General features: G+C 67.8%; 26 protein-coding genes and 2 riboswitches. Of the genes, 23 read left to right on the top strand and 3 right to left on the bottom strand.

Annotated features, from left to right (window positions below; translation table 11 throughout):
- Positions 1 to 162: 162 nt before the first annotated feature.
- Positions 163 to 1,323, bottom strand: coding sequence for a cytochrome P450 (locus ABD243_RS06450; RefSeq protein ID WP_344363433.1), 1,161 nt, complete (start codon positions 1,321 to 1,323; stop codon positions 163 to 165).
- A gap of 311 nt (positions 1,324 to 1,634) precedes the next feature.
- On the opposite strand from ABD243_RS06450, the gene ABD243_RS06455 reads away from it, so the two are divergent.
- The 13 genes from ABD243_RS06455 (at position 1,635) to ABD243_RS06515 (ending at position 12,597) form a co-directional block, all read left to right on the top strand.
- Positions 1,635 to 1,940 (top strand): flagellar FlbD family protein, encoded by a 306-nt coding sequence (locus tag ABD243_RS06455; RefSeq protein ID WP_344363436.1) that lies wholly within the window; start codon positions 1,635 to 1,637, stop codon positions 1,938 to 1,940.
- A gap of 2 nt (positions 1,941 to 1,942) precedes the next feature.
- The gene (locus tag ABD243_RS06460) at positions 1,943 to 2,761 is read left to right on the top strand and encodes a motility protein A (RefSeq protein ID WP_344363438.1); all 819 of its coding nucleotides are present in this window, start codon (positions 1,943 to 1,945) and stop codon (positions 2,759 to 2,761) included.
- Positions 2,758 to 3,582, top strand: coding sequence for an OmpA/MotB family protein (locus ABD243_RS06465; protein WP_116766993.1), 825 nt, complete (start codon positions 2,758 to 2,760; stop codon positions 3,580 to 3,582). Before ABD243_RS06460 ends, ABD243_RS06465 begins: the two co-directional genes overlap by 4 nt.
- A gap of 85 nt (positions 3,583 to 3,667) precedes the next feature.
- Positions 3,668 to 4,564, top strand: coding sequence for a flagellar motor switch protein FliM (locus tag ABD243_RS06470; RefSeq protein WP_237563415.1), 897 nt, complete (start codon positions 3,668 to 3,670; stop codon positions 4,562 to 4,564).
- Entirely contained in the window at positions 4,561 to 5,283 is a 723-nt protein-coding gene (gene fliN / locus ABD243_RS06475; RefSeq protein WP_344363443.1) for a flagellar motor switch protein FliN, read from the top strand. Before ABD243_RS06470 ends, fliN begins: the two co-directional genes overlap by 4 nt.
- Complete coding sequence (gene fliO, locus ABD243_RS06480) at positions 5,284 to 5,922, top strand: flagellar biosynthetic protein FliO (protein WP_344363445.1); 639 nt, start codon at positions 5,284 to 5,286, stop codon at positions 5,920 to 5,922.
- On the top strand, positions 5,919 to 6,785 hold the full coding sequence (gene fliP, locus ABD243_RS06485; RefSeq protein ID WP_344363447.1) for a flagellar type III secretion system pore protein FliP: 867 nt from the start codon (positions 5,919 to 5,921) through the stop codon (positions 6,783 to 6,785). The genes fliO and fliP overlap by 4 nt, the downstream gene beginning before the upstream one ends.
- Entirely contained in the window at positions 6,782 to 7,057 is a 276-nt protein-coding gene (gene fliQ / locus ABD243_RS06490; protein WP_090956900.1) for a flagellar biosynthesis protein FliQ, read from the top strand. The genes fliP and fliQ overlap by 4 nt, the downstream gene beginning before the upstream one ends.
- A 1-nt stretch (position 7,058) precedes the next feature.
- On the top strand, positions 7,059 to 7,817 hold the full coding sequence (locus ABD243_RS06495) for a flagellar biosynthetic protein FliR (RefSeq protein WP_116766989.1): 759 nt from the start codon (positions 7,059 to 7,061) through the stop codon (positions 7,815 to 7,817).
- A complete protein-coding gene (locus tag ABD243_RS06500) occupies positions 7,817 to 8,917 on the top strand; it encodes an EscU/YscU/HrcU family type III secretion system export apparatus switch protein (protein ID WP_344363450.1) in 1,101 nt (366 codons plus the stop codon). The genes ABD243_RS06495 and ABD243_RS06500 overlap by 1 nt, the downstream gene beginning before the upstream one ends.
- A gap of 76 nt (positions 8,918 to 8,993) precedes the next feature.
- Positions 8,994 to 11,042, top strand: a complete 2,049-nt coding sequence (locus ABD243_RS06505; RefSeq protein WP_116766987.1) for a flagellar biosynthesis protein FlhA — start codon at positions 8,994 to 8,996, stop codon at positions 11,040 to 11,042.
- Entirely contained in the window at positions 11,020 to 12,339 is a 1,320-nt protein-coding gene (locus tag ABD243_RS06510; protein WP_344363452.1) for a serine/threonine-protein kinase, read from the top strand. Before ABD243_RS06505 ends, ABD243_RS06510 begins: the two co-directional genes overlap by 23 nt.
- A 9-nt stretch (positions 12,340 to 12,348) precedes the next feature.
- Positions 12,349 to 12,597: a carbon storage regulator gene (locus tag ABD243_RS06515; protein WP_344363454.1), complete on the top strand. Its 249-nt coding sequence runs from the start codon at positions 12,349 to 12,351 to the stop codon at positions 12,595 to 12,597.
- 12 nt (positions 12,598 to 12,609) lie between these two features.
- Here the strand turns inward: ABD243_RS06515 and flgN are convergent, their stop codons facing one another.
- The gene (gene flgN, locus ABD243_RS06520; protein WP_344363456.1) at positions 12,610 to 13,125 is read right to left on the bottom strand and encodes a flagellar export chaperone FlgN; all 516 of its coding nucleotides are present in this window, start codon (positions 13,123 to 13,125) and stop codon (positions 12,610 to 12,612) included.
- 254 nt (positions 13,126 to 13,379) lie between these two features.
- Between flgN and ABD243_RS06525 the strand changes: the two genes are divergently transcribed.
- The 4 genes from ABD243_RS06525 to ABD243_RS06540 all read left to right on the top strand — a co-directional run bounded on the left by ABD243_RS06525 (position 13,380) and on the right by ABD243_RS06540 (position 15,803).
- Positions 13,380 to 14,198, top strand: a complete 819-nt coding sequence (locus ABD243_RS06525) for a sigma-70 family RNA polymerase sigma factor (RefSeq protein WP_344363459.1) — start codon at positions 13,380 to 13,382, stop codon at positions 14,196 to 14,198.
- Between the two features lie 166 nt (positions 14,199 to 14,364).
- A complete protein-coding gene (locus ABD243_RS06530; protein WP_091251364.1) occupies positions 14,365 to 14,844 on the top strand; it encodes a Dps family protein in 480 nt (159 codons plus the stop codon).
- Positions 14,845 to 14,967: 123 nt separating this feature from the next.
- Complete coding sequence (locus ABD243_RS06535) at positions 14,968 to 15,312, top strand: ArsR/SmtB family transcription factor (RefSeq protein WP_344363463.1); 345 nt, start codon at positions 14,968 to 14,970, stop codon at positions 15,310 to 15,312.
- A 17-nt stretch (positions 15,313 to 15,329) separates the two neighbouring features.
- Positions 15,330 to 15,803 carry an SRPBCC family protein gene (locus ABD243_RS06540; RefSeq protein ID WP_344363465.1) on the top strand — a complete coding sequence of 158 codons (474 nt, stop codon included), beginning with the start codon at positions 15,330 to 15,332 and terminating at the stop codon, positions 15,801 to 15,803.
- Positions 15,804 to 15,808: 5 nt separating this feature from the next.
- Here ABD243_RS06540 and ABD243_RS06545 read toward each other — a convergent pair whose 3' ends face one another.
- A complete protein-coding gene (locus tag ABD243_RS06545) occupies positions 15,809 to 17,407 on the bottom strand; it encodes an MFS transporter (RefSeq protein ID WP_344363467.1) in 1,599 nt (532 codons plus the stop codon).
- Positions 17,408 to 17,475: 68 nt separating this feature from the next.
- Here ABD243_RS06545 and ABD243_RS06550 point away from each other — a divergent pair, with 68 nt between their 5' ends.
- The 6 genes from ABD243_RS06550 (at position 17,476) to ABD243_RS06575 (ending at position 26,400) form a co-directional block, all read left to right on the top strand.
- Complete coding sequence (locus ABD243_RS06550) at positions 17,476 to 18,015, top strand: TetR/AcrR family transcriptional regulator (RefSeq protein ID WP_116767039.1); 540 nt, start codon at positions 17,476 to 17,478, stop codon at positions 18,013 to 18,015.
- 232 nt (positions 18,016 to 18,247) lie between these two features.
- Positions 18,248 to 18,346, top strand: a riboswitch (glycine riboswitch).
- A 1-nt stretch (position 18,347) separates the two neighbouring features.
- Positions 18,348 to 18,464, top strand: a riboswitch (glycine riboswitch).
- A gap of 39 nt (positions 18,465 to 18,503) precedes the next feature.
- Entirely contained in the window at positions 18,504 to 21,392 is a 2,889-nt protein-coding gene (gene gcvP / locus ABD243_RS06555; RefSeq protein WP_202615839.1) for an aminomethyl-transferring glycine dehydrogenase, read from the top strand.
- A 12-nt stretch (positions 21,393 to 21,404) separates the two neighbouring features.
- Positions 21,405 to 22,538, top strand: coding sequence for a glycine cleavage system aminomethyltransferase GcvT (gene gcvT, locus ABD243_RS06560; RefSeq protein ID WP_344363472.1), 1,134 nt, complete (start codon positions 21,405 to 21,407; stop codon positions 22,536 to 22,538).
- Positions 22,539 to 23,128: 590 nt separating this feature from the next.
- Positions 23,129 to 23,512, top strand: coding sequence for a glycine cleavage system protein GcvH (gcvH, locus tag ABD243_RS06565; RefSeq protein WP_091251371.1), 384 nt, complete (start codon positions 23,129 to 23,131; stop codon positions 23,510 to 23,512).
- On the top strand, positions 23,509 to 24,843 hold the full coding sequence (gene glyA, locus ABD243_RS06570) for a serine hydroxymethyltransferase (protein WP_344363474.1): 1,335 nt from the start codon (positions 23,509 to 23,511) through the stop codon (positions 24,841 to 24,843). The genes gcvH and glyA overlap by 4 nt, the downstream gene beginning before the upstream one ends.
- A 159-nt stretch (positions 24,844 to 25,002) precedes the next feature.
- Positions 25,003 to 26,400: an L-serine ammonia-lyase gene (locus ABD243_RS06575; protein WP_344363477.1), complete on the top strand. Its 1,398-nt coding sequence runs from the start codon at positions 25,003 to 25,005 to the stop codon at positions 26,398 to 26,400.
- Positions 26,401 to 26,435: the final 35 nt, after the last annotated feature.

Below are 26,435 nucleotides of genomic sequence, written 5' to 3' on the forward strand. Positions count from 1 at the left end.
CCCCGACCCACCCTGAACCTGGAGACCCCAGCCAACCGGCTGAACCAGCTGCTGCACGCAGCCTAAACCCCGGCGTTGCTCCAACCAGTTGACTTTGCCGTCGAAATGGCCGCCATAAGTGATAGCGCAACAAGAGGGGAAGGGCGGCCGCGGCGCTCGCGGTCAGCCGGCCTGCCAGGACACGGGAAGATGCTTTACCCCATAGACAATCGTGCTTTCCATCCGCTCCAGCTGCGCACCGGGGTCCACTGCCAGCCCGGGCAACCGGGAGAGCACGGCCTGCAGCGCGACCTTGGCCTCGAGCCGGGCCAGGGGAGCCCCGAGGCAGAAGTGGATGCCCTGCCCGAAGGCGAGGTGACGGTTGGGTGAGCGGCCGACGTCGAACACATCGGGATCCGGGAACTGCTCCCCGTCGCGGTTCGCCGAACCGATCCAGGCCACGAGGGGCGACCCCGCAGGAATCGACCGGTCGCGCAGCGTCGTGTCCACGGCCGAGATCCGGTACATGGACTGTACGGGGGAGCGGTAGCGCAGCACCTCTTCGATCGCCTGCGGGAGCAGGGCCGGGTCGGCGACAAGGCGCTCCGCCGTGCCCGGCGATTCGGCGAAGCACAGTACGGCATTGCCGATCAGGTTGGTGGTGGTCTCGTTGCCCGCGACGAGCAGCAGGGCGCAGAATCCGAGCAGCTCGATGACGCTGAGTTTCTGCCCGTCGATCTCGGCCGCGAGGAGCGCGCTGATCAAATCACTGCCCGGCTGGCGGCGCCGCTCCTCGATCATACCCATGAAGTACTCCGCCATTTCCCGGTGGGTATCGGGGTGGCCGGACTCGTCGGCGCCCGGGGCTTGGCTCACGATCATGTCAGACCACTGCTTAAACCGGTCCCGGTCCGCGGCCGGGATGCCCATGAGCTCCGCGATCACGATCACCGGGAGTGGATAGGCCAGCTGATCGATCAGGTCCGTGCTGCCCGTGGCAACGACCGGATCCAGTAACTCGTGCGTGAGTGCCAAGATGCGCGGTGCGAGTGCTTCCACCGACCGCGGCGTGAACGCCTGCGTCACGAGGGAACGCAGCTGGCGGTGTCTGGGCGGATCCGTATTGATCAGGCTGGCCGCGAACAGTTGCCCTGTTTCGGTTGGATTGTCCCCGCCCATTCGGGAAGAAAACGTGGCGTGCTCGGACAGAACGCGCTGCACGTCGTCATAGCCGAAGACGTGCCAGGCACCGGTCTCCTCATCCTGGAAGACGGGGTCGCTGCGCCGCATGGCTTCGTACTGGGGAAACGGGTTCAACGGCTCCAGAGCCGGAAAATGCACCATGGCTGGCCTTCCTGATGAGGCGGGCGGCCGATGCGTCGTGGGGCAGAGCTAAGAGCTGTGAACGCGATGGACCAACCGCATCGGACCAAGGCTCCAACGGGGCGGGCCGCATGGCCCCGTCAGGACCCACCCTAGTACCGCCCGGCATGCGGCGCACAGGAAATCACCGGCAATTACAGGCATTCACGGTAAATCCTGTCGCCTCGGCCACCCGTCAGCGCCGGCGCCTGGCCCGGCCGCCTAACGAAGGGGCAGGGGCTGCCGACAGTACGGAGGAGAACACCCTTCCCCTCACAGAGCAGAATCGGCCCATGATCGTCGTCACACGCCTCAACGGAACGCGCTTCGCGGTCAATCCGGACCTCATCGAACGCATCCACGAGAGCCCGGATACGCATTTGGTGACGCTCGACGGCGCCGCCTACGTGGTCCTGGAAAGCCTCGCGGAAGTGGTCGAACTCATCGCCGACTACCGGGCTTACATCCTGAGTAAGGCCCGGGACTTCCCGGCCATCACCGGTTATCCGCTGAGCCTGGTCCGGACTGTTGAGCCGGATGACGACACAGACGACACCGACGGAGCCGGAACCACGGCGCCCGTGAAACCCAGAAAGTAACCATGGATCCCGCAACAGTCATCGGACTGCTCCTCGCCTTTGGCTCAGTTATCGCCATGGTGTCCCTTGAAGGCGCCAGCCTGTCGGCACTGCTTCTCCCGGCCCCCATGATCCTGGTCTTCGGTGCCACGCTCGCCGTCGGGATCGCCGGCAACACCCTCAAAGACGTCGTCCAGGCGTTCAAAGCCCTGCCCAAAATGTTCCAAGGCAAGACGGCGAAGCCGCAGGAAAGCATCGACCAGATGGTCCGCTTCGCCGAAAAGGCCCGCAGCGAGGGCCTGTTGTCCCTGGAGGAAGAAGCGGCCAGCGTCAAAGATGCCTTCCTCGCCCGTGCACTCCAGAACATCGCCGACGGCACCGACGCCGAGGACCTCCGGATGCTGATGGAGGACGAGATCGATTCGAAGTCCCGCAGCGACCACGCCAACGCCAAATTCTTCGCCAGCCTCGGTGGCTATGCCCCGACTGTGGGCATCATCGGCACCGTGGTGTCCCTGACCCACGTCCTGGAAAACCTCTCCACCCCGGACCACCTGGGCCCGATGATCGCGGCAGCCTTCGTCGCCACCCTGTGGGGCCTGCTCTCGGCCAACTTCATCTGGCTTCCCTTCAGCGCCCGGATGAGCCGGCTTTCGGAACTGGACATCGAACGGATGACGCTGCTCATGGAAGGCATGCTGTCGGTCCAGTCCGGCGCCCAGCCGCTGCTGCTCGCCGAACGGCTCCGTGCCATGGTCCCGGAGCACCAGCTCAAAAGCACGGCTCGGGGCGGCAAGAAGAGTGACAGCGACAAACCCGGCAAGATGGACCAGGCCGCGTGAGCCCCAGGCGGCGCGGACGCAAGAAGCCGGAAGAACACCACGTCGACGAACGCTGGATGGCGTCCTACATGGACATGGTCACCGTGCTGATGTGCATGTTCATCGTCCTCTTCGCGATGTCCACCGTCGATGCCAACAAGTTCGAAAAGCTCCGCAACTCCCTGGCCACGGGCTTCGGCGCGGTTGCGTCGCAGACAGTGGACACGGCGTCGGGCACCGTGGTGCCGCCGGAACTCGTGGACAAGAACCTCGAGGCGTTCGCCGCCGTGAAGGGCGCGGCAACGGCGTCGCCCGAGAACATGGCCGAGGCGATCAAGGAAGTGGACCGGCTCAAGGCGCTGCAGGCGAAAATGCAGGCCGGCCTGGCAGCGGCCGGGCTGAGCGAAAACGTCGAGTTCCAGATCGACCAACGCGGCCTGACGGTCAAGCTCGTCGGGTCACAGGCCTTCTTCGAGCCCGACCGGCCCGAACTCACGTCCCGGGCCACCCGGGTCCTGCAGATCATCTCCCCGGTCCTGAAGCCGGCCGGGATGGAAATCATGGTCGAGGGGCATGCCGCGAACGGCATTACGGCCTACCCGTCCACCTGGGAACTGTCCTCGGCGCGTGCCGTCAACGTCCTGCGTTACATGGTGGACGACGGCGGCATTGCCCCCGCGACCATCGGCGCCGTCGCCTTCGGCTCGGCCCGCCAGGTCAACGACGATTCCACCCCGGAGCTCATGGAGCGGAACCGCCGGGTGGACATCGTGGTCATTTCGGACAAGCCCGACGTCGTCCGCGCCCTCATTCCGGAAGCGTTGAAGCTGAGCGAGAAATAGGCTGTCCCTTGCTTACAGCGGATTGCACCGTATTGCCTAGGGCATACTGCTTACGCCGGCGGATCCCTTGCCGATAGTGGCAACCGTGAGTGTTCTGGATGAGCGGGAAGTGGCACGGGAGCGGACCGTCAGCGTCTATGACTTCCGCCGTCCCGCGACGCTCGCGCGCGAACACAGCCGCGTGCTGGAGCTCGCCTTCGAAACCTTCGCCCGCCAGTGGGGAACCCAGTTGACCGCCAAGGTCCGGGTCAAGTCCGTGGTGCGCCTCGAAGACGTGAGCATGCTCAGCTACGACGAATACGCCGCCTCGCTGCCCGCCGTCACGGCCATGGTCCTGTGCACCGTGGAGGCCCAGGATTCCAAGCTGGTGGTGCAGTTCCCCGGCCCGGCTGCCCTCGGCTGGGTCAACCGCATGCTCGGCGCCTCGAATGATTCGCCCATGCCGGACCGGAAATTTACCCAGATCGAGCAGGCCTTGATCAAGGGCCTCATGGACGAGGCCCTCGAAGACCTCGGCTACTCGCTGGGCCCGCTGCTCAGCGAGACCGTCCGGGTGGACACCATCCAGTACAACTCCCAGTTCGCCCAGGCCGCCGCGCCGAGCGAACTGATGATCGTCGCCTCCTTCACCATGAGTGTCGGCGACGTCAACGCCCCCGCCACCCTGGCCGTGCCGGCCGCCATCCTGCTGGGACGGCTCAAGAAGGTCAACCCCACCGACAACCGCGGCGACGCCGCAGCGCGCATCAGCGCCCAGCTGGAGCAGGTGCCGGTGGAATTGTCGGTGCGGCTTTCGACGTCGTTCGTCACCCCCGGCCAGGTCCTGGGCCTCGCCGTCGGCGACGTCCTGACCCTGCCCCACCTGGAAAACCGGCCCTTTGACCTCACCCTGGACGGAACCCGGCTGGCCACCGCCGCACCGGCCCGCAACGGCTCCCGTGCGGCCGCAGTCATTGTCACAATCGAGGAGAACCAACGATGAGCATCACCCTGACCAAGCACGAATTGTCGGCGGAGCGGCTCGTCGAGGAACTGCCCAGCCCGGTGGCCCTGAAAGTCGTTGCCCTGGTGCCCGCCCGCGCCGCTGCGGCCTACGCCCGCCAGGCGGTCACGGCGACCTTCGTCGGGGCGGTCACCGCCGACCTCGCGCTCATGCTCAGCGACCGCACCTTCCTTGACGAGGCGGCCGGCGCCGGGACCCAGCTGGGACACGTCTCCGTGACCGATGTGCTGCGCCCGGCCATGGAAAGCGCCAGCTCCGTCTTCGGGGCCGGCGTCCTGTCCGACCTGCGCGAATCCGATGTCTCCGGGCTCCTCTCGGACCCCGACACGGCTGTCTTTGAACTGTCCGACGGCAGCAACGCCGCGGCCTGGTTTGCTGTCCGGCTCCGAGAACACGGCAACAGCCAGGACCGCGCCGGGGACGTCTTTGCCGGCGGGGACACGGCGGCCGGCCGGCTCGGCCGCATCAACAACATCGAGATGGCCTTGACCGTGGAGATCGGCCGCACCCGGATGTCCGTCCGCGACGTGCTCTCCCTGGAACCGGGCAAGATCATCGAACTGGACCGCTCCGCCGGAGCCCCCGCGGACATCCTGCTCAACGGCCGCCTGATCGCGCACGGCGAAGTAGTGGTCCTGGACCAGGACTACGCAGTGCGGATCACCCGCATCCTCGACGTCGCCGAGGGACTCAGCTGAATGGACGCACTGATCCTCGGGCTACGGGTAGTCGTGGCCCTGGGCGCGGTGCTTGGCCTCATGTGGTTCCTGCAGCGCCGGTTGGGCAAGGGCACCGGGCGGCGCCGGGCTGACCGCGCCCTGACCATCGTCAGCCGGCAGAGCCTCGGACAGAAAGCCTCCGTAGTGGTGGTCGACGCCGCCGGGCAGCGCTTCCTGCTGGGCGTCACCGAACACGCCGTGAACGTCCTGCACACGGGGGACATCCCGCCCGAACCCGAAGACGTTCCGGTCCCCGGCATCAGCCGCGGCTTCGGGGATTTCGCCCGCATCCTCGCCGACGCCCGGCCGCTCGCCGGCGACCACTTCAGCAGCCAGCCGGGCCGCCCGGCCGCGGACGGCCACAACGGACTGCTCGCTGACGGACTGCTCGCTGACGGCCCGGTGGTTGACGGCCCGTTCGTTGAGAACGCCGACGGCGGCCCGGACCTGCCGCCGTCGCGACGCAGTTCCCTGCACCGGAACCCGCACACCCGCGGCCCCGCCGGCCGTGGCAGTGCTGCCGGCGCCCCGGCCCATCCGCCCCTGCACGGGTCCATCCTTGCCGGCTCCACGTGGAAGCAGGCCGCCGCCGCTCTCAGGAGCGGACGCCGCAATTGATCCGCCCCCTCACCACCGGCACGACCCGCCTGCGTCCCGCCCGCACTGGACCCTTCCGCCTCCTGGCCCTGGGGCTCGCCGCCGTGCTGTTTGCGGTCCTTCTGCTGTGGCTGAACGCCTCCACCGGCCACGCAGCACCCATCGACCCGGCCCCGCCGGTGGCGCCGACCGATCCGGCCACTCCCGGAACCGGTAACGTCAACATCCAGATCAACGGGGTGGACGGCAAACCCTCCACCGCGGTCCTGACCCTGATCGGGATCACGCTGCTGGCCGTTGCGCCCTCGCTGCTGCTAATGATGACGTCGTTCACCAAGATCTTCGTGGTCCTGGCGATGACCCGCAACGCGCTTTCCCTGCCGTCCATCCCGCCCAATCAGGTGTTGGCGGGGCTGGCACTGTTCCTGTCGATCTTCGTGATGTGGCCCGTCATCAACGAGATGAACACCGCCGGCATCCAGCCGTACCTCAACGGCACCCTGGACTTCAACGGTGCGGTCAGCGCCGCGTCGGGTCCGCTGCAGCACTTCATGCTCGCTCACACGAGGGAAGAGGACATTGCCCTGATGTCCCGCGCCGCCGGGGCCGAGAACCCGGCATCCCCTGAGGCCGTCCCGCTGCAGACCCTCATTCCGGCGTTCATGATCTCCGAGCTTCGTGCCGCATTCATCATCGGCTTCGTCATCTTCATCCCGTTCCTCGTGATCGACCTCGTGGTGTCCGCGGCCCTGATGTCCATGGGCATGATGATGCTGCCGCCGGTCATGATCTCGCTGCCCTTCAAGATCCTGCTCTTCGTCCTCGTGGACGGCTGGGGCCTGATCATCACCGCGCTCGTGCAAAGCTATGCGGGCAGCGGATGAACGCCAACGCCGTCCTGGACATCTGCCTCCAGGCCATGATCGTGGCCGCCAAGCTCGCCGCACCCGTGCTGGTCACGGCGCTGGTGGTGGGCCTGGCCATCTCGCTGCTGCAGTCCATCACACAGCTGCAGGAAGCCACCCTGTCCTTCGTGCCGAAGGCCGCCGCCGTGGCCGTGGCCCTGATCGTCTGCGGACACTGGATGATTTCGGAGATGGTTACGTTCACGAACGACCTCTTCGCGAAGATTCCGTCCCTGCTCGGAGGCCTGTGAGGTGGGCATCCCCATCGACCCGAGTTGGCTGGAAGTCCTCCTGCTGGCCACGGTCCGGATGACCGCCTTCCTGATCGTGGCACCGCCGTTCTCGCACCAGGCGTTTCCGGGGCGCGTGAAGGCCATGCTGGGACTGGGCCTGGGGCTGGCAGTGACCCAGCGCCTGGCGGGCGGTTACACGCCCCGGGATACCGCCGGCTTCCTCACCGGAGTGGTCCTGGAGCTCGTCACGGGCTTTGCCCTGGGATTCCTGGTCCTGGTGATCTTCTCCGCCATCCAGTCCGCCGGCAGCCTGATCGACCTCGCCAGCGGTTTCCAGATGGCCCAGGCCTTCGACCCCCAAATGATGGTCAACGGCGCCCAGTTCACCCGCCTCCTGCAGATGGCGGCGCTGGCCCTGCTATTCGCCTCCGACGGCTACCAGTTGGTCATCACGGGCCTCACCGGCAGTTTCGCGGCCCTGCCCCTGGCCGGGGGAATAGACCTGACACAGCCCGTCCAAGCCATCATCGCGGCAGTATCCGGCATGTTCCTGGCCGCCGTGCAGATCGCCGGGCCCCTGCTGGTGGTCCTGTTCCTCGCCGACGTCGGACTCGGCCTCCTGACCCGCGTTGCACCGGCGCTGAACGCGTTCTCGCTGGGCTTCCCGCTCAAGATCCTCCTGACCCTCATGCTGGCCGGCTTCATGTTCCTGGCCCTGCCGCGGATCGTTTCCAGCCTCGCCGGACAGGCGGCCAAAGCTGTGCTGGGGGTGGGCTGATGGCGGATTCACAGGAGAAAACCGAGCAAGCCACCGACAAACGGATGAGGGAGGTCCGCTCCAAGGGCCAGCTCTCCCGCTCGCAGGACCTCACCGCCTGGGTAGGCGTGGGTGCGGCCGCCCTCATGCTGCCCAGCACTGTGGAGCGGGGCGCCAACGCCGCCGCGGACCGGCTCTTCAGCATCCGCGGCGTCATCTCGGCACCCGACCCCGGCAAAGCCGTCCAGGCGCTGGAGGACGGTTTTGCGTCCATCGCCGGCATTGTCGGGCCCCTGCTGGTCGTCGTGTTCCTGGCCGTCCTAGCCGCCTCCGCCCTGCAGGGCGGCGTCCACCTGAAGAAATTCCGGTTCGAATTCGAGCACTTCAACCTGCTCAGCGGGGTCAAGCGGCTTTTCGGCGCCCAGGCGGTGTGGGGCGGCATCAAAGCGCTGCTGAAGGCAAGCGTGGTGGGGCTGGTGCTGTACATGGTGGTGCAGGGGCTCGTCCCGGTGCTGCTGACCGCGGGAGGACTCCCCGTGGCTGGTGTTACCGCGGCAGCGGCCGGCGGCATCGCCTCCCTGGTCCAGTTCGCTGTGGCCGCCGGCATCGTGCTGGCCGCGGCGGACTTCTTCGTCGTCATGCGGCGCAACCGCAAGAAGACCCGGATGTCCAAGAAGGAAGTCCAGGACGAGAACAAGAACAGCGAGGGCGACCCGCTGATCCGGTCCCAGCGCAGGGCCCGCCAGATGGCCATGAGCCGGAACCGCATGATCGCCGCGATCGGTGATGCCGACGTCGTCCTGGTCAACCCCACGCACGTGGCCGTGGCCCTCAAGTATGAGCCCGGCAAGTCAGCCCCCCGAGTGGTGGCCAAGGGCGCCGGCCACGTGGCCGCCAGGATCAGGGCAGAAGCCGAGCAGAAGAACGTGCCCATGGTCCAGGACATCCCGCTGGCCAGGGCCCTCCACGGAGCCTGTGAGCTGGGCGATGAGATCCCGGTGGACTTCTACCGGGCGGTGGCCGGCGTCCTCGCGTTCGTCATGGCGCTCAAGGCCCGGGGCGCCGCCGCCGGGATGCACCGCATGAGCCGCCCGGCCGCCATTGTGGGAGGCGCTGTATGAGGCACCGCATGAGGCAACGGCAGATGAAGCGCCGCGGGACAACTTTGGGAATCAGCGTCTGTGAAAGGACCGCACCATGAACAACAGGCTGAACCGGCTGGCGGTGCCAATCGGCATCGTGGGGATCGTGCTGCTGCTGGTGGTTCCCGTGCCCGCGCCCCTGCTCGACTTCCTCATCGTCTGCAACATCCTGCTGGCACTGCTGGTGCTGCTGACCAGCATGTTCGTGAAGAAGCCCCTGGACTTCTCCGTGTTCCCCTCCCTGCTGCTGGTGGCCACGCTGTTCCGGCTGGGCCTGAACGTCGCCTCCACCCGCCTGGTCCTGGGCAACGGGTACGCCGGGCAGGTCATTGAGGCCTTCGGCAAGGTGACGGTCGGCGGTTCCATGATCATCGGCGCGGTGGTGTTCCTGATCCTTGTGGTGATCCAGTTCGTCGTGGTCACCAAGGGCGCCGAGCGCGTGGCCGAGGTGGGCGCGCGCTTCACCCTCGATGCCATGCCCGGCAAGCAGATGGCGATCGACGCCGACCTCAACGCCGGGCTCCTCACCGACACCCAGGCCAGGGAGCGGCGGGCCGAGGTCTCGGCCGAGGCAGACTTCTACGGCGCCATGGACGGCGCCTCGAAGTTCGTCAAGGGCGATGCCATCGCGGGCATCATCATTATCATCATCAACTTCGTCGGCGGCATCGCCATCGGCATGATCCAGCGCGGTCTGGACATCGGCGACGCCCTGAACACCTACGGCCTGCTGACCATGGGAGACGGGCTCGTCACCCAGATCCCGGCCCTGCTCATGGCCGTCTCCACCGGCATGATCGTCACCCGGTCCAACGCCGAGTCGGACATGGGCCGGACCGCGTCCACCCAGCTGCTGCAGTCACCCAACGCGCTCATGATCGCCGGTGTCGCCGCCATGGCCATGGCCCTGATCCCCGGCATGCCGCCCATCCCGTTCATCCTGGTCGGCGCCGCACTGATCCTCGCCTCCCGCCGCACCGCCGCCAGCCAGCAGTTGGCGGAGAGGGCCCGGGAGGCCGAGTCCACCGCGCTGAATTTCCCGGAGATGGACCCCAACGAGAAACTTCTGGAGGACATGCGCATCCACCCCGTGGAGATCCTGCTGGCTCCGGACCTTGTGGACATGGTCTCGGGCGCCTCCGACGACCTCCTGGCCCGGGTCCGCTCCCTCCGGCACAAGATCGCCATGGAACTGGGCCTCGTCATCCCGCCGGTGCGCACCCGGGACAGTGTGGACCTGCCGCCGGCCACCTATTCGATCCGGATCGCGGGCGTGGAAGCCGGGCGCGGCACGGCCCCCAGCGGCCAGATGCTCGCCCTGGGCGACAACCTGGACTCGCTCCCCGGTCCTGCGATGATCGAACCCGTGTTCGGGCTCGCCGGGAAGTGGATTCCGGGGGAGATGCGCCACAACGCCGAAATGACCGGTGCCACCGTGATCGACAGGGTCTCCGTCCTGGTCACCCACCTGTCCTCGATCGTCTCGGCGAACGCGGCCCGGCTGCTGTCCCGCGAGGACGTCCGCGTCCTGACCGAGGGCGTGCGCAAGCAAAGCCCCTCCGCCGTCGACGAACTGACCCCCGCCCTGCTCTCCCTCGCCGAGCTGCAACGCGTCCTCCAGGGGCTCCTGGACGAGCAGGTGCCCATCAACGACCTCGCCCGGATCTACGAGGCCCTCACGCTGCGCGCCAAGATCTCCACGGACCCGGAATCGCTCGTCGAAGCCGCCCGGCAGGCCCTCGGCCCCGCCCTCACGGCAAAGTTCATGGACGGTCCGGTACTCAACGTCATCATGATCGACCCCGTCCTGGAGCAGCACATGCTCGAGGACATGCGGCCCGCGGAAGGCGGCAGCCAGATCGTCATGGGGCAGGACAGGCTCGACGCCGTGCTGCGGTCCGTGAGCTCCGCCGTCGACGCCGCGGCCGCCGCCAACCGCCAGGCCGTGCTCGTGTGCGCCCCGGCGCTCCGGCCGGCCATCCACCGCCTCGTGGGGGCACAGCCGGGGTCGGTTCCGGTGCTGTCCTACCGCGAGGTGACCTCTGCCAACGTCCGGATCGAGACAGTAGGAGTCGTGCGCCATGCCGAACCGCTATCGGCTTAAGGGAGCCTCGCTCGAGGAGATCCGCCGCAAGGCGGAGCAGCAGTACGGGCCGGCCGCCCGGATCGTGTCCGCCGAACGGGTCAGTAGTCCCGGAATCGTCGGGCTCTTCGCCCAGGACCGCTACGAGGCCATGGTTGAGGTCCTGCCCAAGCATGAAGTCGTCACCGGCGAAGTGGTGCCCGACGCCGACATCCTCGCCGGGGCCGACGCAGACCCCGCCGCCAGCCCCGCCATTGGCACCGCCGCCGGCGGGACCCGCGCGACGGCCTCCGCGGGGAAGCTTCCCGATGCCGGGAAGTTCGACGCCGGCGCTGCCGCCGGCGCCAAGGCCGGGGCGGCTCCGTCCGCGTCCCCCGCCGGGGAGCCGGGCGGGCCGCCCGAGGCCCGGCCCGCCGTCGGACCGGCCCATCACCTTCACGGATCCGCCATCGCCGCACTGCTGGAAGAGGCAGACGCTGCTGAACTGAGCTTGCACCGGCCCGCAGCTGCAGGGGTTTCCACCGAGTCGCGGGACTTCGCCGAGATCCTGGAGCAGCTCGGCGCCGGACTGCGCGCCCCGGCGGAACCGGTGGCCGGTCCCGCGGGGCGTGCCGCCGGAACCCCCGCAGGTCCGCTTTCCGCCCCCGGAACTCCGGCAACCCAAGCTCCCGCCGTTCACGGTTCCATCGTTCACCCGCCTGCCGTTCCGGCGTCTGAAGCCGGGATCCCTGCCGTTAAGGTGGCTGCCGCCCGCGACGCCGGGCGCCCCGAGACGCCGCTGGCGGCGGTCCCGGTCCCGCTGAGCGGCGTCGGCGACCTCGTGGCCCTGGTCGGGCTGGGGGACGACGCCATGGATGCCGCCCTGGCGATGTCCATGGCCGCCGGCGGTGCCGATGTGCGGACCGCCGGCGACCTCTCCGCCTACGGCCACCTGCACGTTGACGGCCGCCAAGGCGCCACGGCCGCGCGCGCGCACGCTGTGGTCACGGAGCGCACCGTCCTGGTGGCGTTCGGAATCGGCAGGGCCCGGAACACCCTGGCCCGGGTGCAGTCCGTGGCCGCGCTCTCGGCCGACCAGATCTGGGTGGTGGTCGACGCAGGGCGCAAGCATGAGGACACCGCGCGCTGGGTCGGTGTACTCGCGGCCCAGCTCAACCTGACCGCCGTGGCGGTGGTCGGCGCCTCGGAGACCGGGACCCCGGAAAGCGTCAACGCCCTGGGACTGCCCGTGGGCTGGATCGACGCGCGCCCGGCCGGCCCTGATGTGACATGGCAGAACCGGCGGGAATCGTCCGGCGGTCCCCGCGGCGAAGGGTAGATTGAGAGGATGCTGGTACTTACACGCAAGCCGGGCGAACAGATCATGATCGGCGACGGCATCGTCATCACGGTTCTGGAAGGCCGCGGTGACGGTGTTCGCATAGGCATTGAGGCGCCCCGGGGCGTGCCGATCCAGCGCCGGGAAGTCATTGAGGCCATCGCGGCGGCAAACCTCGCCGCGGCGGAAGCCGGACCGGATACTGAAGACGCGCTGCGCGGTCTCATGCCGCCGGCCGCCGCCCCCGCTACGGACTGAGCCGGCTCCGGATCAGTCCCGTTCCATGCCCAGGTATTGTGCCAGGAGGGGCTGGGACGTGCGCCGCACCACGGCCAGGGACCGCTCCAGGTTCCCCGCCGTAGTGAGCTGATCCAGAAGCCCGGCCGTGCCCGCCGGGCCGGGACGTCCCCGCAGCGGGAGGGCCCGCAGCGCCTGTTCGTTCACGCGGGCGGCCTCGCCGAGCCGGGCCAGGAGTCCACGCAGGGCGTCCAGATGCTCTCCCAGGATCTCGGGCCAGGGCCCGGCGGGTGCGGCCGAAATCAGTTCCACGAGCGTTGTCTGTGCCGGCAGGCCCCATTCGGCCGCCACAGCCGCAGATTCGACGCTGCGGGCCAGGGCTTCGAAGCGCAGACGGTCCAGCACGGTTTCGACCTCGGACGCCATGAAGTTCAGCCACTCCAGATTCCCGGCGTCGACGTGCAGCCGCTGCGTTTCCAGCCTGAACAGGAGCAGCTCCAGCTGTCGCCGCTCCTGCCACAGTGCTGCGGAGAGATCACTTGCGCTCATGGGCCCCATTCCCTTGCCGCCGCCTGAACCAGAGCTGAAACAGGCGATCGCGCGGTTACCGCATTTTTGGCCAAGCTTTTTCCTGAGGGTACACGCAGATCGCGGATCAAGTGATAGGTTTCCACCATGGGTGCTGCACCCCACTATCGAACGCTGACTCCTATGGGGGGAGTGCCGGTCCGTTCTTGGGTGCGGCTCTCGGCGTTTTAAGGGTCTACGACCCTTCGGATCCGGTCTCATGGGGGGACACAGTAGTGAATCGCGTGGAACGCAACGAGATGGTCACGCAGCACCTTCCGCTGGTGGGGTATCTCGTCTCAGATTTGTGCTCAAAGGCGTCACACCTTTCTCGCGATGACTTGGCCTCAGCCGGCGCTATTGCCCTGATCACCTCGGCCGATTCGTTCGATCCGGACCTCGGTGTGCCCTTCGGCGCGTTTGCGCGACGGCGCATCCTTGGCGCTTTCGCGGACGAGATGCGGGCCAGTGACTGGGCCACCCGCTCCGCCCGCCGGCGGATCAAAGAAACCATGTCCGTGCAGGAAACGCTGGCGTCCGCGCTGGGCCGCACTCCGACGGTGGACGAAATCGCGTCCGCACTGGGTGTCCAGCAAAGCGTGGTGGAGGCCGCGCTGGCCGATGCGTCCCGCACGCTGACGCCCCTCGATGAGGCCGTGGTGGACACCCTCGCCGCTGAATCCCTCTCACCCGAGCACTCCGTGCTGGCGGACGAACGGCTCCAGTACCTCCGGGCCGCCGTGAAGTCCCTGCCCGAACGGATGCGCTACGTTGTCGAGGAAATCTACTTCCGTGACCGGACGGTCAAAGACCTCGCCGCGGAACTCGGATCCACGCACGCCGCAGTATCCCAGCAGCGGTCCGAGGCCATCCGGCTAATGCGCGACGGACTGACGGCCCACTACGCCGACGACCCCGAACAGGCCTTCGAACCACAGTCCAGGATTACCCCCCGACGCCGCAACGATTACCTCAGCCAGCTCTCCGAGGCCACTTCGGGAGGCATCACCCGGGCCATTTTTCCGCAGGGCCCGGTCCTCAACGAGGCTGTCTGAGCGGGCCCTTCACGGTTAGTCAGCCTACTTAGTAAGCTGATTGAGAAATTCCTCCCGGAACCATCGCGGCGCGGCGATGCCCTGCGGTAGCGTCGAAGATACCGGCCGGAGCGCCACCAGATGGCGCACGAGGCCTTCACTGCACCGGTTCTATCGAGGAGGACGCATGAAAGCATCACCCACACTGACGAACAACCTGCAGGCGGTTCTGGTGGACCTGATTGAACTGCATGTCCAGGGTAAGCAGGCGCACTGGAACATCGTGGGAACCAACTTCCGGGACCTCCACCTTCAGCTTGATGAAATCATCGACGCCGCCCGGGGATTCGCCGACGACCTCGCCGAGCGCATGCGCGCCCTCCACGCCCTGCCGGACGGCCGCAGCTCCACGGTTTCCAAATCCACCGCACTCGCGGAGTTCCCCGCGGGCCTGATCAACACCAAGGACGCCATCGAACGGATTGTCGCGGCCCTGGAAGCGGCCGTCGGCACAATGCGCAAGGTGCACGATGAAGTGGACGAGGAAGACCCCACCACCGCAGACCTCCTGCATGAGTTCATTGCGAAGTTTGAACAGTACGCCTGGATGGTCAATGCGGAAACCATGAAGGCCACCGCCAGCGTGACCACACCTGAAAGCAAGTAGGGGTCGGCTCCCACCGCCCGCCCTTCCCTAAAACACAGTGTCCGGCGTCGGGTTGTCCCGGCGCCGGCCGTTGCGTTTAAGCGCCCTCTTGACTTCCTTCCGGACCGGCGAATACTTAAGGATGTGCTTAACAATTCAGCGGGCCGCGGGCTCAGTGAGCGGGAGCTCGACGGCGTCTTCCACGCGCTCGCCGACTCCACCCGCCGCGCGATCGTGGTCCGGCTCTGCGACGGGCCGGCTTCGGTCTCGCAGCTGGCCGCGCCGTTCGGGATGAGCCTGCCCGCCGTTGTGCAGCACCTGCAGGTCCTGGAAGCCAGCGGCCTGATCCGCAGCGAAAAGATCGGCAGGGTCCGCAGCTGCAGCATCGACCCTGTCACGGTCCGGCGCGCAGAGGGCTGGCTGGGTCAGCGCCGGACGCCCGGGGAGCGCCGCCTCGACCGGCTGGAGCAATCCCAGCCTCCACACTGAGCAATGAGGAGTCCGTCATGAGTGTCCCCGTTACGCACGCGAGTTTTTCCCTGGAGCGCCGGCTGAACGCACCGCCGTCGCGCGTCTTTGCCGCGTTTGCCGACCATGCCAGCAAGAAGAAGTGGTTTGGCGGTCCGCCGGAGTGGTACCAGGGCGAATCCAGCCTCGACTTCCGGGAGGGCGGCCGCGAGACCGACGTCGGAGGTCCGGTGGGCAGCTGGGTTTCGACCATGCATGCCATCTACCACGACATCGTCGAGAACGAGCGGATCGTTTACAGCTACGAAATGCTGCTTGATGGACGACGCATGTCCGTCTCGCTCAGTACGGTCGAACTCGAGCCCGACGGCGGCGGCACCCTGCTGACCTTGACCGAGCAGGGCGCCTTCTTCACCGGGTCCCCGGAAAGTGACGGGGCTCAGGTCGCCGGGCGCAAGGAAGGCACGGGCGAGCTCCTTGACGCCCTGCAGAAGTACGTCGACGGCAACTGAGCCTGCTACTTGGCCTTCGGCACCGTACGGAGCACGATCGCGGCCAGGACGCAGGCCCCGGACATCAGGACCAGTGCGATGGCGGCCGTGATGTGGACGCCGGAGTCGAAGGCAGTACGCGCGGCCGACGTCACGGATTCCGCCAGGGGAGCGGGGAGCATCCCGGCGAGCTCCACCGCGCCGGCGAGGGTTTCGCCGGCCTGGCTCGTCGCTCCGGCCGGCGCGAGCTCGGACACACCCGCGGGGAGCCGGAGGTTGCCCTGGTACGAGGCCGTGAGGATGGAACCGAGGATCGCGGTGCCCAGCAGGGACCCCACCTCATAGCCGGTCTCGGAGATCGCGGCGGCGGCCCCCGACTTGTCGGCCGGCGCGGCGCCCAGGATCAGGTCGTTGGAGATGGTCTCCGCGGCACCCACTCCCAGGCAGAGGACCATCAGGGCGGCCAGGAGCAGTGACGGCCCGTGGCTGTGGTCGCCGAACGCCACCATGAAATAGCCCGCCGCGCTCAGCAGCAGGCCGCCGGCCACGACGAAACCGGGCCGGACCTTCCGCACCAGCGGGACCACCAGCAGGCCGGCAACGACGGTGGCGATGAGGGCCGGGACCATGGCGACGCCCGAGGCCGAGGGGGACTGGCCCTCCAGCAGTTGCAGGTGCTGGGCCAGGAAGAGAATGAAGCCGTTGAAGGAGAACAGCGCCAGGACGTTGGCGATGATGGCCGTGCTGAAGATCCGGTTGCCAAAGAGGCTAACGTCGAGCATCGGCGCGGTACTGTGGCCCGTCGCGCGGGCTGTGCTGTGGCCTTCGGCCAGGTTGCGCTGGCGCCGGATAAAGACATAGCCCATCAACAGGCCGACGCCGATGCTCGCGAAGGCCTCCGGTGCCGGCCCGTGCGTGGCGAGCGCCTTGATCCCATAGACCACGGGCACCATGACCAGCAGGGACAAAATGATGCTGGGCGCGTCCACGCGGCCGGGCTTCGGATCTCGGGATTCCGGGATCAGCCCCGGCCCGAGCAGCAGCAGCGGCAGGATGATCGGCACCGCGACCAGCAGGACGGCGCCCCACCAGAAGTGTTCCACGAGCCAGCCGCCGGCAATCGGGCCGAGGGCGGCACCGCCGGAGAAGCCCGCGGCCCAAATGGCCACCGCCAGGCGGCGCCGGTTGGGCTGGGGAAAGATGTTGCGGATCAAGGAGAGCGTAGAGGGCATGAGCATGGCGCCGAAGAGGCCCAGCCCCGCGCGGCCGGCGATCAGCCATTCGGCGCTCGGGGCGAACGCCGTCGCGGCCGAAACCGCGGCAAAACCCGCACTGCCCACGAACAACAGCCTGCGGCGGCCGATCCTGTCGCCCAGGCTGCCCATCGCGACGAGCAGCCCGGCCAGGACCAGGGGGTAGGCGTCGATGATCCAGAGCAGCTGGACGCCGGAGGCGGACAGGCTGCGGGCGATGGCCGGCAGGGCGAAGGTCAGGGCGGTGTTGTCCACGGCCACGAGCAGAACGGGGAACATCAGCAGGGCCAGCGCCACCCAGTCACGCCAGGGTGCCTGGGGCCGGGTGGCCGCCGGGTTGCTGGTGGCTGTGGTAGTCGATGTGATGCTCATAAGTCTTAACTATACCGTCTGGACGGTACAGTTAAGAAATGCGGGGCCGGACGGGCATGATGGGAAGCATGCCCAGAAAACCCGTGGCCCGCGAGGCCGTCCTCGACGCCTTTGAATCCCTGCTCATCGAAGTGGGCGAACGCGCCGCGACGCTGGACGCCGTCGCCCGGCGGGCCGGCGTCTCCAAGGGCGGCCTGCTCTACCACTTCCCGACCAAGGAGGCGATGATCTCGGTCCTGCTCGAACGGCTGGACCGGCACCTGGCCGCGGATGTCGCCGCCATGGCTGCGGCTCCGGAAGGCGCGGCGGCGTACTTCATCAAGTCCTCGGTATGGGCGGACACGCCCATGGACCGGGTTTTCGTGGCGGCCACCCGGCTCGCCGAGGTGGCGCACGAGGAAACCCAGCGCCGCTTCGCCGCAGGCCAGGCGAGCTGGCTGGAACTGCTGGCGGCCGACGTCGGGCCCGCCATGGCGAAGGCGGTCCTGTACATGGGGGACGGGCTGTACTTCAACGCCATGCTCGGACGGGGGCCCGCCGGTCCGCCCGCTGAAATCGAGGCAGACGTCGAGGGCCTCCTGGCCGCCGTCGAGAAGCTGCGCCGCTGAGGCCCTGAACTGCTCGCGCTGCGACCTCCGAGTCCGCCGAAGTCGCCGGAAGTGTGCGAGTTCGCTCGAACGTTACGGCGACCCGGCACGTTTCCGGCGAATTCGCGGTGCCGTCGCTCCTCGTAACGTGGGGCCGAAGGCGGGCGGGAGTTTGCGGACGCGCGCCCGGCATAGGACAATGATTGTTGTGACTGTTGTCACCCCCGATTGAACACCCAATTGAATACGCCTTTGATCTGCGGCGGGAGAGTCCTGCAAGTAGGTACAAGCAGGCGCCGTAGGAGCAAATCCTCCCCAGGAATCTCTCAGGCCCACGTACCGCCGCGGCAAGGCACCTCTGGAAAGTGGCAGGCTGTCCTCGACACGCTGTGCTCACCGACGGTGCAAGCGAAGCCCTCTTATATGCACGGCTGCGCGGAAACTCTCAGGTCCAATACAGAGCGGGGAGGAACCCGAATCAATGTGGCGTACCCAGCGCCGCCTGAGTTATGGAGTTCCTTGTGACTGTTACCCCAGCCTCCACGTCCTTCGTCGACCGGCACATCGGTGCCCGTCGCCAGTCCGACGTCGACGCCATGCTGAAGGCTGTCGGCTACGACACCGTCGACGCCCTGGTGGACACCGCCGTTCCGAAAGACATCCGCCAGGACTCCGACCTCGCTCTCGGCGCGGCCCTGAGCGAAGTGGAAGTCCTCGCCGAGCTGCGCAAGCTGGCCGGCAAGAACAAGACGGCCGTGCAGATGATCGGGCAGGGCTATTACGACACCGTGACCCCGGCCGTGATCCGCCGCAACATCCTCGAGGCCCCGGCCTGGTACACCGCGTACACGCCCTACCAGCCGGAAATTTCCCAGGGCCGGCTCGAGGCGCTGCTGAACTTCCAGACCATGGTCCAGGACCTCGTCGGCCTGCCGATCGCCAACGCCTCGTTGCTGGACGAAGCCACCGCCGTCGCCGAGGCCGTGCTGATGATGCGCCGCGCCAACAAGAACAAGGAAGCGCACGACGGAAAGACCGTCCTCGACGCCGACTGCCTCCCGCAGACCATCGCGATCGTCAAGGGCCGCGCCGAAGCCCTCGGCTTCGAGGTCGAGGTCGCCGATCTGTCCAAGGGCCTGCCAGAAGGCGTCATCAACGGCGTCGTCCTGCAGCAGCCGGGCGTCTCCGGCCGGGTGTTCGACCACAGCGCCGTGATCGCCGAGGCCAAGGAGCGCGGCGCGCTCGTCACGGTCGCCGCCGACCTCCTCTCCCTGACCCTCATCACGTCCCCGGGCGAGCAGGGCGCGGACATCGCCGTCGGCTCCGCCCAGCGCTTCGGCGTGCCGCTGTTCTTCGGCGGTCCGCACGCTGCCTACATGGCCGTCCAGAAGGGCCTCGAGCGCTCCATGCCCGGCCGCCTCGTGGGTGTCTCCAAGGACAACGCCGGCGTCCCCGCCTACCGTCTGGCCCTGCAGACCCGCGAGCAGCACATCCGCCGCGAGAAGGCCACCTCCAACATCTGCACCGCTCAGGCGCTGCTGGCGATCGTGTCCTCCTTCTACGCCGTCTACCACGGCCCCGACGGACTGAAGGCCATCGCGCAGACCGTCCACGGGCACGCCAAGACCATCGCCGCTTCCCTGAAGGCCGCGGGCCTGGACGTGCTGCACACCTCCTTCTTCGACACCATCACCGTCTCCGTGCCCGGCAAGGCCGCGGAAATCATCGCGGCCGCCGACGCCAAGGGCATTAACCTGCGCGCCATCGACGCCGACACTGTCGGCATCTCCGCCGATGAAGCCACGACGGCGGGCATCGTCGCCGACGTCGTCGCCGCCTTCGGGGCCACCGTGGTGGATTCCGTAGATGGCTTCGTCCTGGACGCCGCCGTCGAGCGGACCTCCGACTACCTCCAGCACCCGGTGTTCAACACCCACCGCTCCGAGACCCAGCTGCTGCGCTACATCCGCCGCCTCTCAGACCGCGACCTCGCGCTGGACCGCACGATGATCCCGCTGGGTTCCTGCACCATGAAGCTGAACGCCACGGCCGAGATGGAAGCGATTTCCTGGCCGGAATTCGCCTCCATTCACCCCTTCGCCCCGGAATCCCAGACCGCCGGCTGGCGCGAACTCATCGAGGACCTCGAAGCCCAGCTGACCGAGATCACCGGTTACGACCAGGTCTCCATCCAGCCCAACGCCGGATCCCAGGGCGAGCTCGCCGGCCTGCTGGCCATCCGCGGCTACCACCTCTCCCGCGGCGACGCCCAGCGCAACATCTGCCTCATCCCGGCCTCGGCGCACGGCACCAACGCCGCCTCGGCCGTGCTGGCCGGCATGAAGGTCGTTGTCGTGGCCACCGCCTCCGACGGCACGATCGACCACGCGGACCTGCAGGCCAAGATCGAACTGCACAAGGACGCGCTCTCCGCGATCATGATCACCTACCCCTCCACCCACGGGGTGTACGACGCCGACGTCCGCGAGGTCTGCGACGCCATCCACGCCGCTGGCGGCCAGGTCTACATCGACGGCGCCAACCTCAACGCCCTCGTCGGGCTGGCCCAGCCGGGTATGTTCGGCGGCGACGTCTCGCACCTGAACCTGCACAAGACCTTCTGCATCCCGCACGGCGGCGGCGGCCCCGGCGTCGGCCCGGTCGCGGCCAAGGCACACTTGGCACCCTTCATGCCGGGCAACGCTGCGGACCCGGCCAACGGCGCCGACGGCACCCCGATCTCCGCCTCCCGCTACGGCTCGGCCGGCGTGCTGCCGATCTCCTGGGCCTATGTGAAGCTCATGGGCGGCCAGGGCCTCACCGAAGCCACCAAGTCGGCCCTCCTGGCAGCGAACTACATCGCGGCCCGCCTGAACGACTCCTTCCCGGTGCTCTACACCGGCGAAGGCGGCCTGGTTGCCCACGAGTGCATCCTGGACCTGCGCGAACTCACGGCCAAGACCGGCGTGACCGCCGAGGACGTCGCCAAGCGCCTCATCGACTACGGCTTCCACGCCCCCACCCTGGCGTTCCCGGTGGCCGGCACCCTGATGGTGGAGCCGACCGAATCCGAGGACCTCGGCGAGATCGACCGTTTCATCACGGCCATGGTCGCCATCCGCGCCGAAATCGACCAGGTGGCCCACGGTGACTTCACCGTGGAGCACAGCCCGCTGCGCAACGCGCCGCACACCGCCGCCGCCGTGATCAGCACCGACTGGACCCGCGAGTACCCGCGCGAGCAGGCCGTCTTCCCGGTCCACACGCTCAAGCAGGACAAGTACTTCCCGCCGGTCGGCCGGATCGACGGCGCCGCGGGCGACCGCCACCTGATCTGCTCCTGCCCACCCCTCGAAGCCTTCGAGGACCACTCCGACGACTCCGCCTCCGCCAACTAAGGACAGCCAACGATGACTGAGAATTACACGGCCCTGTACGAAGAGCACAAGAAGCTCGGCGCCTCCTTCACGGACTTCGGCGGCTGGCAGATGCCCCTGAAGTACAGCTCCGAACTCGCCGAGCACCACGCCGTCCGCAACTCCGCGGGCCTGTTCGACCTCTCCCACATGGGCGAAGTCTGGGTCACCGGCCCGGACGCCGCGGCCTTCCTCGACTACGCCCTGGTCGGCAAGATCTCCGCCATGGCGATCGGCAAGGCCAAGTACTCGCTGATCTGCAACGAGGACGGCGGCATCATCGACGACCTCATCACCTACCGCCGTGGCGAGCAGAAGTTCCTGGTGGTCCCCAACGCGGGTAACGCCAAGGTGGTCGCAGCTGCCATGGCTGAGCGCGCTGCAGGCTTTGAGGTCACCGTCCAGGACGCCTCCGCCGAAACCTCGCTGATCGCCGTGCAGGGTCCCAAAGCGGAGGCCATCCTGCTCCGCCTTGTCCCGGCCGCGCAGCACGAGCTCGTCACCGGCCTGAAGTACTACGCCGCCGTCGAGGTGCCCTTCATGGTCGGCGGCGCCAGCCAGGACCTCCTGCTGGCCCGCACCGGCTACACCGGCGAGGACGGCTTCGAGATCTTCGTGGACAACCACGACGCCGCCGCCCTTTGGCAGGCGCTCATCGCCATCGCCGAGGACGGCGAGCTGACCCCCGCTGGCCTCGCCTCCCGCGACTCCCTGCGGCTCGAGGCCGGCATGCCGCTCTACGGCAACGAACTCTCCCTCGAAGGCGACCCCTTCGCCGCGGGACTGGGCCCCGTCGTCGCGCTGTCCAAGGAAGGCGACTTCATCGGCAAGGCGGCCCTGGCCGCCAGGAAGGAAGCCGGCGCCGGCTCCACCACGGGCCGCAAGCTCGTCGGTCTCAAGGGCCTCGGACGCCGGGCAGGCCGCGGCCACTACCCGGTCCTCAAGGACGGCAACGTGGTCGGCGAGGTCACCTCCGGCCAGCCCTCACCCACTTTGGGCTACCCGGTTGCCATGGCCTACGTCGATGTTGAGTTCACCGAACCCGGCACGGCCTTGGACATCGATCTTCGCGGCAAGACGGAGCCCTTCGAAGTTGTCGCACTGCCGTTCTACAAGCGCCAAAAGTAGCCCGGCTGGGTCGGTCCCGGAGCCGTGTGCCTCACCGGTGCCCGGCTCCGGGGCTGGCTGGCCCCAGTTTTCACGCGTGCTCGCTCGTTCCTCGCTTAGACGCACGCTTTCGAAAACCGCGGCCAGCCAACCCCTCGGGGGCACGTCACCTTTGAGACCACGCCCTGGAACCGGAGCAGCGGAAACAAGCGCCTTCGAACACCAAGGGTGCTGGGGGATGAGCCGCCTACCGGGGGTCGGCTTGTTCCAACGGGTGCCCTGTCAAGCTCGAACATTGGGGGGTGAGCTTGATGACACCCTTAAAGCCAAGAAGCAGCCCGGCCCTAGAAGATTCGAACGGCCACGGTTTCTTCCGAGGAACTGGTGTCCTGTTGAAAACTATTGGCGTCCAGAACTGAACTGAATAGCGGCGGGAGAGGGGATTCCGGAAGCGTGCGTCTAAGGGAGCGACGCGTCCGCCCAGCGGGCGCCTTCGCGACCGAGCACGCGGAGGAATTGCCTCATCCGCCACCCAGCCGACCACGGCCGCCGCGTAACCCAACCACAATTGATTTAGCACCAACGACCACTCCAAGACTTAGGAAAAACACATGGCAAAAGTTGCCCCTGAACTGCAGTACTCCGACGAGCACGAGTGGGTCGCGCGTGAGGCCGGGAATGTCGTGTCCATCGGCATCTCCGCTGTCGCCACCGACGCCCTCGGCGACATTGTCTACGTCGACCTGCCCGAGGTCGGCTCCGCGGTGACCGCCGGAGAGACTTGCGGCGAGGTCGAATCGACCAAGTCCGTCTCGGACCTGTACGCCCCCGTCACGGGCGAGGTCACCGAAATCAACGCCGCCGTCGTCGAGGACCCCGCGCTGATCAACAGCGATCCGTACGGTGCCGGCTGGCTCTTCAAGGTGGCCGCCGACTCGGACGGCCCGCTGCTCTCGGCCCAGGAATACGCCTCCAAGAACGGCGGCGAACTGTGAGCGCGGAAGGGGCTGTAGGAACAGAGACTCTGGCGTTTGAGCAGGTCGTCTCGCCGAGCCTGGACGCGGACCTGTCCGCCCTGGACCCGGAGATCGCCGCGAAGATCGACGACGAGCTCACCCGCCAGCGCGAGGGCCTGGAGATGATCGCCTCGGAGAACCACACCGCCAGGGCCGTCATGCAGGCGCAGGGCTCGGTGTTGACCAACAAGTACGCCGAGGGCTACCCGGGCAAGCGCTACTACGGCGGCTGCGAGCACGTTGACGTGATCGAACAGCTCGCGATCGACCGGGTCAAGGCCCTGTTCGGCGCCGAGTACGCCAACGTCCAGCCGCACTCCGGCGCGCAGGCCAACGCCTCCGTGATGCACGCCCTGATCCGTCCGGGCGACACCATCATGGGCCTGAACCTGGCCCACGGCGGGCACCTGACCCACGGCATGAAGATCAACTTCTCCGGCCGGCTCTACAACGTCATCCCGTACCAGGTCCGCGAGGATGACCACCGGATCGACATGGCCGAGGTCGAACGCCTGGCCCAGGAGCACAAGCCGCAGCTGATCGTTGCCGGCTGGTCCGCGTACGCCCGCCAGCTCGACTTCGCCGAGTTCCGCCGGATCGCCGACTCCGTGGGCGCCTACCTCATGGTGGACATGGCCCACTTTGCCGGCCTCGTGGCGGCCGGGCTGCACCCGAGCCCGGTCCCGCACGCCCACGTCACGACGTCCACCACGCACAAGACCCTCGCCGGTCCGCGCGGCGGCATCATCCTCACCAACGACGCCGACATCGCGAAGAAGATCAACTCCGCCGTGTTCCCCGGCCAGCAGGGCGGCCCGTTGGAGCACGTGATCGCCGGCAAGGCCGTGGCCTTCAAGATCGCCGCGTCCCCGGAGTTCAAAGAACGCCAGGAACGTGTCCTGGCCGGTGCGCGGATCCTCGCCGACCGCCTTGTCCAGCCGGACGTCACCGCCAAGGGGATCAATGTGATCTCCGGCGGCACCGATGTGCACCTGGTCCTCGTGGACCTGCGCAATTGCGAGCTCAACGGGCAGGAAGCCGAGGACCGCCTCGCGGCCATCGACATCACCGTCAACCGCAACGCCGTCCCGTTCGACCCGCGCCCGCCGATGGTCACCTCGGGGCTGCGGATCGGCACCCCGGCGCTGGCCACCCGCGGCTTTGGCGAAGCGGCCTTCACCGAGGTCGCCGACATCATCGCCGAGGCCCTGACCGCCGACGCCGGCGCGGACCTGTCCGGTCTGCGCGACCGGGTGGAGGCCCTCGCCGCCGCCCACCCGCTGTACCCCTCGGTTGATAACCTCGCCTAGGCGACGTATCACTGAAGTAGACACGACGCCGGGCGGGCCGCGGCCACAAGCCGCCGCCCGGCGTCGTGCATCCGGCGGTACTGCCGCCTACCGGCGGCCGCGCCGCCTTCCGGCAAGACCCTCTGCCGGGCCACAGCAAGACCTAGTTAGGAACCGACAATGGCTGTTGGAGTCTTTGACCTCTTTTCCATCGGAATAGGGCCATCCAGCTCGCACACCGTGGGCCCCATGCGGGCCGCCGCCGTCTTCGCCGAAGAACTCAAGGCTTCCGGCGACCTGGACAAGGTGGCGTCCGTGCGCGTTGACCTCTATGGCTCGCTTGCCGCCACGGGCCACGGCCACGGCACGATGACCGCCATCCTGCTCGGGCTTGAGGGCTTCCACCCCGAACTGATCCTCCCCGAGGAAGTGGAAGGCCGGCTCGCCACGATCGCGGAGACCGGCATCCTGCAACTGGCCGGAGCTGTTTCCCTGCCGTACGGCGTGAAGGACATGGTCCTGCGGCCGCTCACCATCCTGCCCCGGCACACCAACGGGATGACGTTCACCGTCTCGGACGCCGACGGCGAGGTCCTCCACAGCGCCACGTTCTTCTCCGTGGGCGGCGGCTTCATCGTCCGCGAGGGCGAGGAAGACGCGGCCCTGAAGGAACTCGACGAATCGAAGAAGGAACTTCCCCTGCCGTTCCGGACGGCCGCGGAACTGCTGGGCCGCTGCCAGTCCAAGGGCCTCTCGATCGGTGAGATCATGTTCGTCAACGAGCGCGCCTCGCGCACCGAGGAGGAGATCCGCGAGGGGCTCCTGCACATCTACTCGGTGATGGAGGGCTGCGTCGAGGTCAGCCTCAAGCGCGTCGGGCTGCTGCCCGGCGGCCTTAAGGTCCGGCGTCGGGCCCCCGACTGGCACGAGCGCCTCATGAAGGAGGACAAGGACCGGGACCCGAAGTACTGGCAGGAATGGGTCAACCTGATCGCGCTGGCCGTGAACGAGGAAAACGCCTCGGGCGGCCGTGTGGTCACCGCCCCCACCAACGGCGCCGCGGGCATCATCCCGGCCGTGCTTTACTACGCGCTGCACTTCGCACCCGGCATGGATAAGGCTACCCAGGCCGACCGCGACGACGTCGTGGTCAAGTTCCTGCTGACCGCGGCCGCCGTCGGCGTGCTGTACAAGGAACAGGCCTCGATCTCCGGCGCGGAGGTTGGCTGTCAGGGCGAGGTGGGCTCGGCGTCGTCGATGGCCGCCGCCGGCCTGGCCGAAGTCATGGGCGGCACGCCCCAGCAGGTGGAAAACGCCGCGGAAATCGCGATGGAGCACAACCTTGGCCTGACCTGTGATCCGATCGGCGGCCTCGTCCAGATCCCCTGCATCGAACGCAACGCGATCGCCGCGGCGAAGGCCATCAACGCCGCCAAGATGGCCCTGTGGGGCGACGGCTCGCACCGGGTCTCCCTCGACGAGGTCATCGTGACCATGCGCGAGACCGGCAAGGACATGAGCTCCAAGTACAAGGAAACCGCGATGGGCGGCCTCGCCGTGAACGTCGTGGAGTGCTAGAGGGCTAGCCGGCGCCCGCCGGGGCCACTTGCGGC

The organism is Arthrobacter humicola (assembly GCF_039531445.1).
GTDB classification, from domain to species: Bacteria; Actinomycetota; Actinomycetes; order Actinomycetales; family Micrococcaceae; genus Arthrobacter; species Arthrobacter humicola.

Bases quoted from the DNA above. Each gene is read 5' to 3' on its own strand.
- ABD243_RS06450 (WP_344363433.1), bottom strand. From the start codon at position 1,323: ATGGTGCATTTTCCGGCTCTGGAGCCGTTGAACCCGTTTCCCCAGTAC.
- ABD243_RS06455 (WP_344363436.1), top strand. From the start codon at position 1,635: ATGATCGTCGTCACACGCCTCAACGGAACGCGCTTCGCGGTCAATCCG.
- ABD243_RS06460 (WP_344363438.1), top strand. From the start codon at position 1,943: ATGGATCCCGCAACAGTCATCGGACTGCTCCTCGCCTTTGGCTCAGTT.
- fliN (WP_344363443.1), top strand. From the start codon at position 4,561: ATGAGCATCACCCTGACCAAGCACGAATTGTCGGCGGAGCGGCTCGTC.
- fliO (WP_344363445.1), top strand. From the start codon at position 5,284: ATGGACGCACTGATCCTCGGGCTACGGGTAGTCGTGGCCCTGGGCGCG.
- fliQ (WP_090956900.1), top strand. From the start codon at position 6,782: ATGAACGCCAACGCCGTCCTGGACATCTGCCTCCAGGCCATGATCGTG.
- ABD243_RS06500 (WP_344363450.1), top strand. From the start codon at position 7,817: ATGGCGGATTCACAGGAGAAAACCGAGCAAGCCACCGACAAACGGATG.
- ABD243_RS06505 (WP_116766987.1), top strand. From the start codon at position 8,994: ATGAACAACAGGCTGAACCGGCTGGCGGTGCCAATCGGCATCGTGGGG.
- ABD243_RS06510 (WP_344363452.1), top strand. From the start codon at position 11,020: ATGCCGAACCGCTATCGGCTTAAGGGAGCCTCGCTCGAGGAGATCCGC.
- ABD243_RS06515 (WP_344363454.1), top strand. From the start codon at position 12,349: ATGCTGGTACTTACACGCAAGCCGGGCGAACAGATCATGATCGGCGAC.
- flgN (WP_344363456.1), bottom strand. From the start codon at position 13,125: ATGAGCGCAAGTGATCTCTCCGCAGCACTGTGGCAGGAGCGGCGACAG.
- ABD243_RS06530 (WP_091251364.1), top strand. From the start codon at position 14,365: ATGAAAGCATCACCCACACTGACGAACAACCTGCAGGCGGTTCTGGTG.
- ABD243_RS06540 (WP_344363465.1), top strand. From the start codon at position 15,330: ATGAGTGTCCCCGTTACGCACGCGAGTTTTTCCCTGGAGCGCCGGCTG.
- ABD243_RS06545 (WP_344363467.1), bottom strand. From the start codon at position 17,407: ATGAGCATCACATCGACTACCACAGCCACCAGCAACCCGGCGGCCACC.
- ABD243_RS06550 (WP_116767039.1), top strand. From the start codon at position 17,476: ATGCCCAGAAAACCCGTGGCCCGCGAGGCCGTCCTCGACGCCTTTGAA.
- gcvP (WP_202615839.1), top strand. From the start codon at position 18,504: ATGGAGTTCCTTGTGACTGTTACCCCAGCCTCCACGTCCTTCGTCGAC.
- gcvT (WP_344363472.1), top strand. From the start codon at position 21,405: ATGACTGAGAATTACACGGCCCTGTACGAAGAGCACAAGAAGCTCGGC.
- gcvH (WP_091251371.1), top strand. From the start codon at position 23,129: ATGGCAAAAGTTGCCCCTGAACTGCAGTACTCCGACGAGCACGAGTGG.
- ABD243_RS06575 (WP_344363477.1), top strand. From the start codon at position 25,003: ATGGCTGTTGGAGTCTTTGACCTCTTTTCCATCGGAATAGGGCCATCC.